Source organism: Pedobacter punctiformis, assembly GCF_027213715.1.
GTDB lineage: Bacteria > Bacteroidota > Bacteroidia > Sphingobacteriales > Sphingobacteriaceae > Pedobacter > Pedobacter punctiformis.
Genome location: NZ_JAPWGM010000005.1, coordinates 298,003 through 312,785, shown reverse-complemented (window position 1 = coordinate 312,785; position 14,783 = coordinate 298,003). Strand labels below are relative to the sequence as shown.

Below are 14,783 nucleotides of genomic sequence, written 5' to 3'. Positions count from 1 at the left end.
AGCACAATACTACAGTTATTAATGAGCAACAAACGTAGTATTTTAGTTACAAAAAAATGAATGCCTTTTTTAATCAGGAATCTGATTATTTTTTTAACATCAAAAGTCAGGTGGTTGAATTGCCTGTAGTGAATATTTTACAGCAATAAGAATGTAGCTTATACCCACGTTTCGTTCTCATTTAAACCTGCTGCATTTGTGTTGGTTAAGAAGAATGTAACCAGAAGGCAGAACAATGCTTATAAACCAGTGGGCATAAAAAAAGCCTCTCATTACTGACAGGCTTTAGTATTCTTGAAAAGTGGAAGCTTTCAGGAACGTTGCAAATATAGTCTTTTTTAATGGTTAGTTCAAACAACTTCTCAAGCTATTGCATTCCAACAGGCATAAAAACCTCATTTAAAGCAAAATACAAAAACCTGAATTGTACAAGGCACATAATTTCATTCAAGATTAAAATCTTTCTTAAGCTGAAATTCAAAAATAAAACTTTGACTTTCAGCTAATTATTTCTTAAATTGAGGTAACCAAATCTAAAATTATGAAAACCGTTAAACAGCTCCTGGATACCAAACAAGTTCTGATATTTTCAGTAAAGGAAGATATCTCTGTTCTTGATGCTTTAAAAGTAATGACAGAAAAAAATATTAGTGCGGTACTCGTTATGGAAGGCAGTCAGTTATCGGGTATCTTCACAGAACGCGATTATGCAAGAAAAATCATCCTTCAGGGTAAATCATCAAAAGATACTTTAATCAAAGAGGCCATGACCGCAAAACCTATTACCATCAGCTTAGGTGATGGCATAGATTATTGTATGGAATTGATGACAGATAAGCACATTCGCCATTTACCTGTTGTAGAAAACAATGAAGTTAAAGGAATGGTATCCATCGGCGACGTCGTAAAATTTATCATCGCCGATCAGAAACAAACCATTTCACAACTGGAAAGCTACATTAGCGGATAGGCTATTTCCATCTCCACTCGCCTGCAATAGTCAGCGGTTCTTTTAAGTTTTGAGATTCTAAAAAGGTTCTCAGTTCTTCTTCACCCTGTACACCAACCGGAATGTTTGGCGTATTGGCCAGCGCATACGTAAGCATGGCGCTATAACGAACTGTATTTTTCAGTTCCTGTTCATTCACCAGTTTAAAGCTGTCACCATCTGAATGGTAGTATGGCCCTGAATTATTAGGCAACTTGCCTCCAAAACCACCGCCAGTAGGAATCCCTTCTAACATAAATGGCTGATGATCGCTATGCAAACCGGCACCAGCATTAAATAAGTTTTTAAATCCTGTATCTATTTTAACAATATCTGCGCCCCAACTGGTAAATAAATCTTTCATTTCAGCCCTCGAAGTTGAGAAACCCTTTGGATCGTTGGTCATATCGTAATTAAGCATAAACTTAACCTGGTTTAAAGTACCTGCCTTTTTAGCCTGATCGATATAAGCCTTTGAACCAAGCAAACCCTGCTCCTCGCCCATAAATAAAACAAATTCTACGGTACGTTTAGTTTTTAAGTTTAACTTTTTAAAGGTGCGGGCCATGTCCATAATTGCAAAAGAACCAATTCCATTATCGATTGCACCAGTTGCTAAATCCCAGCTATCCAAATGCCCGCCAACTACAATTTTATCATCAGGCATTTCAGTGCCTTTAAAAGTTGCAATTACATTTCTGGCTTTAATTATCCCTGAAAAATTAGTCATGGCAATATGTGCTTGCTGTGGCTCAGATTTTAACTTTTCTTTAAGTGCCATACCTGATTCCAATCCGATACAAACCGCCGGAATAGGTATAAGTTTACCCGTTACGGATGCTGTACCGGTTAACAGAACGCCATCTTTTACGGTGTTAATGATAATCACGCCAATTGCACCATATTTAGTTGCAATGGCTGTTTTTTCTGAACGGTGCAAAGATTTTGTTCCGGCAGGAGAACCTGGTAAAACGCCCAAATAAATGAGTGCAATTTTCCCCTTAAACTGATCAGGTTTAGCCTGATAATCAGCCTCCAGTCCATTCCCTGCATCCACAATGCTTCCGCTCACATCAGCGTTTACCGGAGAATGTGCAAGGGTAACGGCTTTAATTTTCACCAAATTGTTTTTATTGGCACCAATTTCTACACTCAGCGTTTTTCTGTTCCAGCTTTCTACTTCAAATGGCTGAAACTTAACTTCGCAACCGTAAGACTTCAACAAATCAAAAGCATATTTTTCAGCCCTCGCTCCGTTTGATGAACCTGTTAAACGATGTCCGATAGTTTCAGTTTCAAATCTAAGTGTTTGATAAGCTTTAGAGTTTTGCTGAACATCACTGTTAATTTTATTAAAAGCATCGCTAAAATTGTCTTGTGCTTTAACAAATAATGATGTGCAAATTAAGCCGGCAACGAAAAAGTATTTCATAAAGAATGGTTTATGGGTTGAAAGTACAAATTTTACTTTCAGAATTTTAGCTGTAACGGTTATTTTGCTTTTGGGGCTCTACAAAAAATGTCATCCTGAGGACCGAAGGATCTACACTGTGTGTTTAGGTTTCTTTTTTGGGAAGATTAATGAGGCCACAATACTAATAACCAATATGGCTAAAATGATGATCAAAGAATGTTCGGTAGTAAAACCCCACTTCTCCAGATAGGTATGACCCAGCATTTTTACACCAATAAAACTCAATAATACCGCCAAACCGGTTTTTAGATAGTGGAATTTATGAATAATATTAACCAGCAGGAAGAACATAGACCGTAAACCCATGATGGCAAAAATATTAGAAAAGAATACGATATATGGATCTTTGGTTACGGCAAAAATAGCCGGAATAGAATCTACAGCAAATAATAAATCGGTAAACTCTACAATTAACAACACTAAAAACAGCGGGGTAACCATTCTTTTATGGTTAATTCTTACAAAGAAATTTTTGCCTTCATATTTAGGGTGAATGGCAAAGATTTTCGAGGCCCATCTGACCACCGGATGTTTTTCGGTATCTATTTTTTCATCTTCTTCTTTACTGAAAAACATTTTAACTCCGGTAAATACCAGGAATGCGCCAAAGACGTACAGTATCCATGCAAATTTGGTGATTAATGCTGCGCCAACAAAGATGAAGATAAAGCGCATGATGATTGCACCCAAAATACCCCAGAACAGTACGCGGTGGTAGTATTTTTCTTCAACCGCAAAGGCAGAAAAAATCAATACAATTACGAAAATATTATCAACTGAAAGGGCATATTCAATTACATAACCTGTTAAAAATTCAAGTCCAAGGTTTTGTTTATATACCGCTAAACTTTGGTCAAAGTCATCAGGAATCAGTTTTATATGGTGCTGATGTTTAATGACGATTTCTTTGAGATGTGCAAAATCCCTTATTCCATGGAGCTGATGCCCTTCAGTAAGCAACAGATAGTAGAAACCCAAAGCCAGGACAACCATTATTAAGCTCATAATGCCTGCTTGTTTTAAACTTACTACATGTTCTCTCCTGCTAAACAGGCCTAAATCAAGGGCAAGAATTAATACAATAAATAAAAGGAAACCTATGCTGAAAATTAATTCGTTGCTCATTATTATTTTTTACGTTCTGTAGTATATAGTACAAGTTGTTCTAAACCTGTTCTTGCTTCTCCGGCCTCAAATTGATGTAAAATATCGAATGCTTCCTGCTGATATTCCAGCATTTTTTGGTTGGCGTAATAAACCCCTTCCTTCTCATTTACAAAATCAATAATCGTTTGTATTTTAACAGGATCATCCTGGTGATTCTTCACCAAATTAATCATCTTTTTCCGTTCTGCCTTTTCTGCTTTATTTAGAGCATAGATTAAGGGTAATGTTACTTTCTTTTCCTTAATATCTATACCCAGTGGTTTTCCCACATCATCGGTTCCAAAATCGAAGGTATCATCTTTGATTTGAAAAGCAATACCAACTTTTTCGCCAAACAGGCGCATTTTCTCAATTGTGGCATCATCAGCACCTGACGATGCAGCACCCGCAGCACAACAGGATGCAATTAAAGAGGCCGTTTTCTGCCGGATTACATCAAAGTATAATTCTTCAGAAATATCCATCCTCCGCACCTTTTCTACCTGAAGCAGCTCACCCTCACTCATTTGCTTTACCGCTTCTGATACAATCTGTAACAAACGATGTTCATTATTGTTTACAGAAAGCAATAAACCTTTTGCCAAAAGGTAATCTCCTACCAAAACGGCGATTTTATTTTTCCATAATGCATTTATAGAGAAGAAACCACGACGCTCGTAGGCGTTGTCCACCACATCATCGTGTACCAGTGTGGCTGTATGCAAAAGCTCTACCAGTGCTGCTCCGCGATGCGTAGATTCGGTAATCCCACCGCATAGTTTTGCAGCAAAAAACACGAACATTGGTCGCATTTGTTTACCTTTTTGCTTAACAATATAATGGGTTATCCTATCCAGCAATGGTGCATCGCTGTGCATAGATTCTTTAAAGGTTTTTTCAAACGCTTTAATATCGGCTGCAATGGGTGTTTTTATTTGATCTATTCCCGGCATTAAATGGAAAAAATTTTGATTGCAAACTTAGGTTAATTTCCCATAAAAGTTTACATTTAATGAAAACAATGCGATAAAAGCTTAATGAAATTATAATTGTGGTATAAAAAATTCCTGATCGTACTTCAAAGCTTCAAAAACATAATCTTTTCTAAATGAAAAAACGCTATAAAATTCTCCTTGGCCTTTCTGTATTAATTTTAGGAACTTATTTTGCAGGGCCAAAACCTAAAAAACCAATTTATAGCGAAACACCTGTTAAGGTTCCTGAACTTAAAGATTTAGAACATTATGTTAAATCAATAGAAAGTGAACATAAAATTAAACCTGGGAATGAGGCCGAAATTGTTTGGGCAGATGCTGCACATCAGCAAACGGAATATGCAATTGTGTACCTCCATGGTTTTTCTGCCTCAAAAACTGAAGGAAATCCTGTACACTTAAACCTGGCAAAAAAACTAAAAGCTAATTTGTATCTGGCCCGTCTTGCAGACCATGGTGTGGATACCATTGCACCCATGCAATATTTTACTGCCGACCGGCTTTGGGAAACCAGTAAACAGGCTTACGCAATCGGACAAAAACTGGGTAAAAAAGTAATTGTAATTGGCACTTCTACCGGCGGAACTATTGCGATTAAACTAGCTGCAACTTTCCCTGAAATTAACAGCTTAATTTTAATTTCCCCTAACGTAGCCATTAATGATAAAAATGCATGGTTATTGAATGATCCATGGGGCTTACAAATTGCCAGAAGAGTAACCGGAAGTGATGAGCGTAAAGCGGAAGGTAAAACAGAAGAGTATAAAAAATACTGGTATACAAATTATCGGTTAGAATCTGTTGTAGAGCTCGAAGAGCTGGTAGAAACAACCATGACCAAGCCTGTTTTTGAGCAGGTTAAACAACCTGTTTTAATGGCCTATTATTATAAAAATGAATTGGAACAGGATCCTGTTGTACGGGTGGATGCCATGCTTAAAATGTTTGATCAATTGGGAACGCCCGGTGATTTGAAACAAAAGATTGCTATTCCAAATGGAGGTAACCATGTATTGGGTTCTTATATTACTTCTAAAGACCTGCCTGCTGTTGAAAAAGCTATTGAAGGTTTTGTTGTAAACCAGTTAAAAATACCAGTTCAATAAAACCATATATTTAAAAATATACTAATAAAAAACCTCCACTCATTAATTGAGTGGAGGTTTTTATTTTAAAACTGGATGCTTTTATAATTTTATATTCACAAAATAAAGTCTGTTGCGGTCTATCGTGTTGTTTAATGGCAGCATTTTTTGTGCAAAAGAACCATTCGCACCTGGTACTACGCCAAAGTCGTCATCGTTAGAGATGACTAAGGTATTGCCATTAATTAGGGCTAAACCTTCCGCCTTATCGTGCGGATATACTGCAGGTAAATCTTTCAGTAAATCTAAAACAAGAGATTTAGATACGGGAACAATTCCTGCGGTGGTTAAGCCGGAAAGATCTTTCAGTTCCTCTACCGTTTTACCATTATAAAGTTTTCCGGTTGCAGCGTTTGAAGCATCAGACACATCGGTAGCACCGGATAAATTGATTTTAAATATCTTTTTAAAGGTTGCCGGTGTTGTTGGTGCGCCTCCATAATCACCATCTCTCTCTATGGTTAAAAATGTTGTCGCGTTTACAGCAACAATTTCGCTAACCCCAGTTAAAGAAGCATTATCCATCAGATATACATATTGTTTCGTAGCCCCTGTTGCAATTTCGAAAGTTAAAATCCTCAACACTACTGAACCATCTGCAGCGGATTTTGTAGGGTTTAACATGGGCGATTGCATAATTCCGACTAAAGTTTTTCCATCAGGCGTAATGGCTAAACCTTCCATACCTCTGTTTGCCTTTCTTTTGGCAAATACAGCCGGAATGCTTCTTCCTCCTGTTCCATTACCAAAAGGATTAACTCTTTCCAAGGTTCTTCCTGTTGCATCAACATGTAGTAAATGTGGTCCATACTCATCACTTAACCAAAAACTGCCATCACTTAATCTGACCATTCCTTCCGGATCTAAACCATCAATGCTTGGCGTTAATGTTTTTCCAGTTAAATCCACAGCTGTTTCACCAGTAGAACCTGAACCTGTTGGATTTGGCAAACCATTAAGTTTTATACCCGCAGCAGTTTTCAACTCGATGGTTTGCTCTAAAATAAGCTTACCGTCTTTTAAGCGAAATTTACCAATTTGAGGGGTAAAATCTGGTATTCCAAATACTTTTACATCTTTGATAGTTCCATCTGCATTAGGGCCCCGATCTGTTAACATGTAAAATACATCTGGCGATGAAGGATCAGCAACAACTGCAGAACCAAAACCTCCGTTATAAACTTTTACTCCATTTGAAGCTTCCAGTAAAATTTTAGGATCTGATGCTTCCGCCATTGCAGGATAAGTGAAGGGCTTAGCAATGGTTTCATCTGAGTCCTTTTTTTTGCATGAGCTTATGATGGCCAGCGCCGACAGTAAGCCGAATAATAAATTTCTTTTCATTAATGGATAATTAGTTTGTTTAATCTGAATCGCAACAAAATTATCCAGGCTATATTATCAGACGGTTAAAGTTTAGGCCGAAAAACATTAATTCTTTGTTAAATTAATGATTAACTGAGCAGGCTTTACATTTACATTCTAAATTTTAAAATGTCTGCTAAAGCTGAAATCGAAAATATGAATTTTCTATTGAACAATATGGTTTATAATCATCTCCGCGTGAACCCTGGAGTTTTCTATAAATAACTTATGCGTATCCATTCCACCACAAACAACTCCTGCAAGATACAGGCCTTTAACATTGGTTTCCATGGTTTCTTCGTTGTAAACAGGACAAAGGCTCTGGGGTAAATCAATGCCAAACTTTCTCAGCATCGAAAAATCAGGCTGGTAACCAGTCATTGCGATAACAAAATCATTTTTAATTGTTTTTATTCCTTCTGCAGTCTTAATATCTACTTCATCTGCTCTAATCTCAACCAGTTCAGAATTGAAGTGTGCTGAAATTTCTCCTTCCTTTATCCTGTTTTCAATGTCAGGACGCACCCAGTATTTTACATGAGGGCCAAGTTCAGCACTTCTAACAATCATGGTTACCTTTGCGCCTTTACGATAGGTTTCCAAAGCCGCATCGACTCCAGAATTATTTGCACCAACCACCACTACATTTTGAAAAGCGTACAGATGAGGATCTTTATAATAGTGTGTTACCTTTGGTAAATTCTCACCAGGTACATTCATCAGTAAGGGAACATCATAAAAACCTGTAGAAACAATTACATGGTTTGCCGTATAATTTGTTTTAGAAGTCGTTACTTCAAAAATGTCAGCATCATTTTTAACAACCTGATTTACCCTTTCGAATAAATTAATATTTAAATTAAATTTCTCTGCAACCCTACGATAATATTCTACAGCTTCATTGCGGTTGGGTTTCGGACTAATCGTTACAAACGGAACGCCTCCAATCTCTAACTTTTGAGAAGTAGAAAAGAAGGTCATAAACACCGGATAATTATATAAGCTGTTAACCAAAGCACCTTTTTCTACAATTACATAACTTAAACTGGCTCGTTGAGCTTCTATGGCACAGGCCATTCCTATCGGGCCGGCACCTATTATAAGTATGTCGTAATGATTTTGATTTTCAGGCATTCTATAATTTTTTACCGCCTTAGGCATTTCAGAGACCACGGCAATAGCTAAAGTGCTTTGAATAATAAATTTATACTTTCATGGCTTTGCTTGGGCAAGCAAAATCGGTTCTTTTTAAACCTGTATTTTTAATTGCACCATAACCACCGGCTACATCAATTACATTTTCTACGCCACGCGATTTTAAAATCGAAGCCGCAATCATAGAACGGTAACCGCCTGCGCAATGAATGTAATAAGTAGATTTAGGGTTAATTTCATTGGTCCAGTCGTTAATATAATCCAAAGGACGGCTTAACGTAAATTCCAAATGCTCGGATTCGTATTCTCCCGGTTTGCGAACATCAAGCGCAGTAATTTCGCCATTATTGGCTACCTCTTCAAAAACCTCAGCAGAAATAGATTCAATTGTATCAATTTCTTTATTTGCTGAAATCCATTTTTGAAAGCCGCCTTCTAAATAACCAATGGTACTATCATAACCTACACGGGTTAGGCGGGTAATGGTTTCCTGCTCTTTTCCTTCATCCGTAATTAACAAAATTGGCTGTTGCAAATCGGTAATTAAAGCACCAACCCATGGTGCAAACTGTCCGTTTAAACCAATATTAATGGAATTAGGAATAAAACCTTTTGCAAAAACCTGCGGATCGCGGGTATCCAGCATAATGGCTCCGGTTTGATTTGCAGTATCTTCAAATTGCTTAGGAGATAAAGCATTCAATCCTTTTTCAAAAACATCATCAATACTTTCTACACCACCTTTATTAATGGCCGCGTTTTTAGCAAAATATTGTGGCGGAGGTAATATTCCATCCGTTACTTCTTCTATAAATTGTGTTTTGGTTGTTGCTTTTAAGGCATAATTAACTTTCTTTTGATGGCCTAAAGTATCAAAGGTTTCTTTACTCATGCTTTTACCACAAGCAGATCCTGCGCCATGCGCCGGGTAAACAATCACATCATCAGCCAAAGGTTTAATCTTTTCATTTAATGAATCGTAAAGCATCGCTGCCAAATCTTCCATCGTTAAATTGCCTTTTTGGGCTAAATCCGGGCGACCAACGTCTCCAATAAAAAGGGTATCCCCACTAAAAATACAGTGATCTTTACCGTTTTCATCTGTTAATAAATAGGTAGTCGATTCTAGCGTATGCCCGGGTGTATGAAGAGCGGTAATTGTTAAATCACCAACCTTAAACTGTTCGCCATCTTTAGCAATGTATGATTTAAAGGCAGTTTTTGCAGTTGGACCATAGATAATTTCTGCACCCGATTTTTCAGCCAGATCAACATGACCGGAAACGAAATCTGCATGAAAATGTGTTTCAAAAATATATTTAATCGTTGCATTAGCTTTTTCGGCCTTCTTTAAATACGTCGCAACTTCTCTAAGCGGATCTATAATTGCCGCCTCTCCATTACTTTCTATATAATATGCGGCCTCTGCCAAACAACCGGTATAAATTTGTTCTATCTTCATGTTTTCTATCTATCGTCACCCTGAATTTATTTCAGCGCCTAATATTGATGCCGGGATGAATTCAGCACGACGAACCTTCTATAGCAAAAATAAGGCTAAATACTTACAACCGGAATGACTTTCGTCATAATTGCAGAAGTTTTACTTAATGTGTTAATTCGCCACGCAGCGATTGCTCCATTAATTTACAGCTTTCTTCGTTTGATAAATTCAAGCCCATTACAAACATGAGCTTGGTTACTGTAGCCTCAAAAGTCATATCGTAGCCACTTAAAATACCCATTTGCTGTAATTTTTTACTGGTTTCGTAACGTCCAAGCTGTACAGATCCTTTTTTACACTGAGAAATGTCAACGATAATTTTGCCATTGTTTATGGCATGTTGCAGGCAATCTATAAACCATCCGGCAGTTGTAGTATTGCCAGAACCGAAGGTTTCCAAAACAATTGCATCCACTTCTGAATGGGTAATTGCTTTTACTGCTTGCGGCGTAATGCCCGGATATAATTTCAAAACTCCGATATTGGAATTGAAACTGGTATTTAATTTAAGATCTTCTCCGGAATTTTTAAGCACAAAGTTTTTATGAAATTCTAAATGCACACCCGCTTCTGCAAGAATCGGATAGTTTGGAGAACGGAAAGCTTCAAATTTTTCCGAATTGTATTTAATTGATCTGTTTCCTCTAAATAGCTGCGAATCGAAGTAAATGCAAACCTCAGGAACAAAAGATTTCCCTCCCTTTTTCATGGCCGCAATTTCCAGTGCGGTAATTAAATTTTCTTTGGCATCGGTTCTAATCTCACCAATTGGTAATTGAGAACCGGTTAAAACAACTGGTTTATTCAAATTTTCCAGCATAAAACTTAGCGCAGATGCTGTAAATGCCATCGTATCCGAGCCATGAAGGATTACAAAACCTTCATAATGATTGTATTGATCGTAAATCAGCTGGGCAATTGTTTTCCAAATCTCTGGGTCCATGTTTGATGAATCGAGAACGGGATTAAAGGAATGCACATCCAAATGATAATCCAGCCGTTTAAGTTCAGGAACATTTTCTTTGATCTGTTCGAAATTAAAAGGCACTAACGTTCCATTAACAGGATCGTTAACCATACCAATTGTGCCACCGGTATAAATAATTAAGATTTTGGTCATTTGGTTTAGGGTAATTGCTCTGCCACAAAAGAACGCAAAAGAAATTTAATTACAGGCTATATTGATCGGAAAGAGGTGATAAAATCAAATATTTTTTATTGAATTTTATCAAATTGGCAAAAAATTAAGGGCAATTAGTCGAAATACCAGATTTTTAGCCATTCAAATTTTCAATATATCAATAAAAGTTATTTTTTGGCTTTCCCCTAAGCAATTGAAAACCCTGAAAATCCATTCATCCAAAAGCTAAACTCCAAAAATTTTCTTCGAATTCTCTGTTGTTATATTGGCAATTTCATCAATCGAAACCCCATAAATATCAGCAAGTTTTTGGGCTACATAAATCAAATAGCTGCTTTCGTTTGGTTTGCCACGGAATGGAACCGGAGCCAGATAAGGCGAATCGGTTTCTAAAACCAGATTTTGTAGGGGTATATCGGCGAGCACAAGATCTAAACCTGCCTTTTTGTAAGTAACCACGCCACCAATGCCCAAATAAAAATTTAAATCAATGGCTTGTTTAGCTTGTGCAAGGTTACCGGTAAAACAATGAAAAATACCCCTTAATTTTTCATCACGCTCGCTTTCCAGTAATTCAAAAACTTCATCAAAAGCTTCTCTGCAGTGAATCACAATTGGCAAACTCAGTTCTTTAGCCCAGTTAATTTGCTTGCGAAAAGCATCCTGCTGAATAGCCAATGTAGTTTTATCCCAATATAAATCAATCCCTATTTCACCTATAGCATAGATATTACGTCCATCAATGCTTTTATAAATCTCATCAAGCTGTGTTGTGTAATCTTCTTTAACATCACAAGGGTGAAGGCCGGCCATTGCAAAGCAGTTTTCAGGATATTTACGAACCAAATCATTGATCATTGCAATAGAAGCCACATCAACATTAGGTAAAAACAAACGGTTAACATCGTTTTCAAAACAACGCTCCATTAATTGAGCTTGTTTTTCAACATCCTGCTCGTAATATAGGTGGGTATGTGTATCGGTAAAAATCATGGTAAAATGTAATGTGGAAACAGAATTTTAGCTCTCCATTTCCTTTTTCAAAAATTTTCCGGTTAAGCTAATTGGATTTTGAATTAATCCTTCAGGTGTACCTTCAAATAAAATTCTTCCGCCGCCTGCACCGCCTTCTTCTCCAAGATCAATTACCCAATCGGCCACTTTAACCACATCTAAATTATGCTCAATAACCAAAATGGTATTGCCTTTATCAACAAGTTCGTTTAATACACCTAGCAATACATTAATATCTTCAAAGTGCAAACCGGTTGTCGGCTCATCCAGAATATAAAATGTTTTTCCGGTATCTTTTTTAGATAACTCGGTGGCTAGTTTTACGCGTTGTGCTTCGCCACCGGATAAAGTAACCGATGACTGACCTAACGTAATGTAACCTAAACCAACATCTTTTAACGTTTTAATCTTTCTGTAGATAATCGGAATGTTTTCAAAAAATGCACAGGCATCCTCAATACTCATATCCAAAACATCACTGATGGATTTTCCCCGGAAACGAACTTCCAGTGTTTCCCGGTTATATCTTTTTCCTCCACATTCTTCGCAAGGAACCTGTACATCCGGCAGGAAATTCATTTCAATAACTTTTAAACCTGCGCCCTGGCAAGTTTCGCAACGCCCACCCTTTACATTGAAAGAGAAACGACCCGGTTTGTAACCCCTGATTTTGGCCTCTGGTAACTGCACAAACAAGTTTCTGATGTCAGAAAAAACACCTGTGTACGTTGAAGGATTTGAACGTGGTGTACGCCCAATAGGTGCCTGATCAATTTCAATTACCTTGTCAATTTCTTTTAACCCACTTATTTTTTCGTAAGGAAGTGGTTGTTTCTTTGCCCTGAAAAAATGATGATTTAAAATTGGATATAAAGTTTCGGTAATTAAACTGGATTTACCACTACCCGAAACTCCGGTAACGGCAATAAATTTACCTAAAGGAAAATCAACTGAAACCTCTTTTAAATTATGACCGGTGGCTTTAATAATGGATAATTTGTGCCCGTTACCTTTTCTTCTGGTTTTAGGCGTTTCAATTTTCTTTTTCCCGTTAAGATAGGCAGCAGTTAAAGTATTCGATTTAAGAATGTCTTTTGCCGTACCTTCTGCTACAACTGTTCCGCCATGAATACCGGCACCAGGGCCAATATCAATAACCCAGTCGGCCTCTAAAATCATATCCTTATCGTGCTCTACCACCAAAACGGTATTACCCAAATCGCGAAGATTTTTTAATGCATTAATTAAACGTTCATTATCTCTTTGGTGTAAACCGATACTCGGCTCATCCAAAATATACATCACATTCATTAACTGAGAACCGATTTGAGTAGCTAAACGAATACGTTGTGCTTCACCTCCCGATAATGTTCTTGCCGTTCGATCCAGTGTTAAATAGGTTAAACCCACATCGGTCAAGAAACCGATACGGGCTTTTATTTCTTTTAAAATTTCTTTGGCAATAACGTTCTGGCGATCACTTAGACGCTGATCCACATCTTCGAACCAGCTTCTTAAATTATTTACATCCATAGAAGCCAGGTCGAAAATATTCATACCGTCAACCTTAAAATGTAAACTCTCTTTTTTTAACCTTGCACCATTACACTCGGGGCAGGTTTTTAACTTACGGAAAGATTCCATGTCATCAACCGCTCCCTCTCCTCTTTTTTCATTCTGTTCTTCAAGCATTTTAATAATGCCGTCAAACGTAATGTTGTAATTCTGAACGTTCCATTTATTGTACTCAACGGCTACGTTGATTAAATCATTGGAACCATTTAAAATAATATGAATCACTTCATCACCTAATTTTTCAATTGGCGTAGATAAAGAGAAATTGTATTTTTTTGCCAGTGCCTTTAACACCTGAAACATCCAGGTGTCGCGGTATTCGCCAAGTGGAGCCAGACCACCATTTAAAATACTCAACTTTGGATTGGGGATAACCGATTCCTTATCTACAACGAAAATATAGCCTAACCCATCACAACGTTCGCAGGCACCATAGGGCGAGTTAAACGAAAAACTATTTGGTTGTGGCTCATCATAAGATATACCTGTAGTTGGGCACATTAAGAACTTGCTAAAATGGGCTACGTTATTATCCTTATCACTGATCTTAATTACACCCTTACCCATTTTCATTGCTATTTGCAACGAATCTAAAAGGCGTTTTTTATCTTTTTCATCTATAATGAGGCGGTCGATCACAACTTCAATATCGTGAATCTTATACCGGTCGACCTGCATTTTTGCAGTAATGTCTTTAATTTCGCCATCTACACGCACTTTAACATAACCCTGTTTACGGATCTGTTCAAAAAGTTCGCGATAATGTCCTTTTCTACCTTTAACAACCGGCGCCAGGATATTTACCGCAACGCCATTAAATTTATTAAAGATATTTTGCAGAATCTGATCCTCACTCATGCGTTCCATCTTCTCTCCCGTATTGTACGAGTAAGCATCGGCAACACGTGCATAAAGCAAACGCATAAAATCGTAAATTTCGGTAATGGTACCTACTGTTGAGCGTGGGTTTTTACTGGTTGTTTTCTGTTCAATGGCAATAACGGGGCTTAAACCCGAAACTTTATCTACATCAGGGCGTTCCATACCGCCCATAAACTGGCGGCTATAAGCACTAAAAGTTTCCATATATCTTCGCTGACCTTCTGCATAAATGGTATCAAATGCCAACGAAGATTTCCCGCTACCGCTTAAACCAGTTATAACAACCAGTTGATTACGGGGGAAACTAACATCAATGTTTTTTAAATTATGTACCCTGGCACCGTAAACTTCAACATCTTTTTGCTCACCAAGGTCTATAGATTTTTTGCTCATATATAT

11 protein-coding genes are annotated in these 14,783 nt (G+C 37.4%); 2 read left to right on the top strand and 9 right to left on the bottom strand.

Annotated features, from left to right (window positions below; translation table 11 throughout):
- Positions 1-541 precede the first annotated feature (541 nt).
- Positions 542-970, top strand: coding sequence for a CBS domain-containing protein (locus tag O0955_RS15280; RefSeq protein WP_269428427.1), 429 nt, complete (start codon positions 542-544; stop codon positions 968-970).
- A 1-nt stretch (position 971) separates the two neighbouring features.
- Here O0955_RS15280 and O0955_RS15275 read toward each other — a convergent pair whose 3' ends face one another.
- The 3 genes from O0955_RS15275 to O0955_RS15265 form a co-directional block, all read right to left on the bottom strand.
- Positions 972-2,420, bottom strand: a complete 1,449-nt coding sequence (locus tag O0955_RS15275) for a M20/M25/M40 family metallo-hydrolase (protein WP_269428426.1) — start codon at positions 2,418-2,420, stop codon at positions 972-974.
- Between the two features lie 111 nt (positions 2,421-2,531).
- Positions 2,532-3,587, bottom strand: coding sequence for a TerC/Alx family metal homeostasis membrane protein (locus O0955_RS15270; protein ID WP_269428425.1), 1,056 nt, complete (start codon positions 3,585-3,587; stop codon positions 2,532-2,534).
- Positions 3,588-3,589: 2 nt separating this feature from the next.
- Entirely contained in the window at positions 3,590-4,561 is a 972-nt protein-coding gene (locus O0955_RS15265) for a polyprenyl synthetase family protein (RefSeq protein ID WP_269428424.1), read from the bottom strand.
- A gap of 155 nt (positions 4,562-4,716) precedes the next feature.
- Between O0955_RS15265 and O0955_RS15260 the strand changes: the two genes are divergently transcribed.
- Positions 4,717-5,709 carry an alpha/beta hydrolase gene (locus O0955_RS15260; RefSeq protein ID WP_269428423.1) on the top strand — a complete coding sequence of 331 codons (993 nt, stop codon included), beginning with the start codon at positions 4,717-4,719 and terminating at the stop codon, positions 5,707-5,709.
- A gap of 81 nt (positions 5,710-5,790) precedes the next feature.
- On the opposite strand, the gene O0955_RS15255 is transcribed toward O0955_RS15260, so the two are convergent.
- The 6 genes from O0955_RS15255 to uvrA form a co-directional block, all read right to left on the bottom strand.
- Positions 5,791-7,092 carry an esterase-like activity of phytase family protein gene (locus O0955_RS15255; RefSeq protein ID WP_269428422.1) on the bottom strand — a complete coding sequence of 434 codons (1,302 nt, stop codon included), beginning with the start codon at positions 7,090-7,092 and terminating at the stop codon, positions 5,791-5,793.
- 186 nt (positions 7,093-7,278) lie between these two features.
- Positions 7,279-8,247 carry a YpdA family putative bacillithiol disulfide reductase gene (locus tag O0955_RS15250; RefSeq protein WP_269428421.1) on the bottom strand — a complete coding sequence of 323 codons (969 nt, stop codon included), beginning with the start codon at positions 8,245-8,247 and terminating at the stop codon, positions 7,279-7,281.
- Between the two features lie 70 nt (positions 8,248-8,317).
- A complete protein-coding gene (locus O0955_RS15245; protein WP_269428420.1) occupies positions 8,318-9,730 on the bottom strand; it encodes an MBL fold metallo-hydrolase in 1,413 nt (470 codons plus the stop codon).
- A 145-nt stretch (positions 9,731-9,875) separates the two neighbouring features.
- Positions 9,876-10,892 (bottom strand): asparaginase, encoded by a 1,017-nt coding sequence (locus O0955_RS15240; protein ID WP_269428419.1) that lies wholly within the window; start codon positions 10,890-10,892, stop codon positions 9,876-9,878.
- Positions 10,893-11,138: 246 nt separating this feature from the next.
- Complete coding sequence (locus O0955_RS15235) at positions 11,139-11,906, bottom strand: TatD family hydrolase (protein WP_269428418.1); 768 nt, start codon at positions 11,904-11,906, stop codon at positions 11,139-11,141.
- A gap of 27 nt (positions 11,907-11,933) precedes the next feature.
- A complete protein-coding gene (uvrA, locus tag O0955_RS15230) occupies positions 11,934-14,777 on the bottom strand; it encodes an excinuclease ABC subunit UvrA (RefSeq protein ID WP_269428417.1) in 2,844 nt (947 codons plus the stop codon).
- Positions 14,778-14,783: the final 6 nt, after the last annotated feature.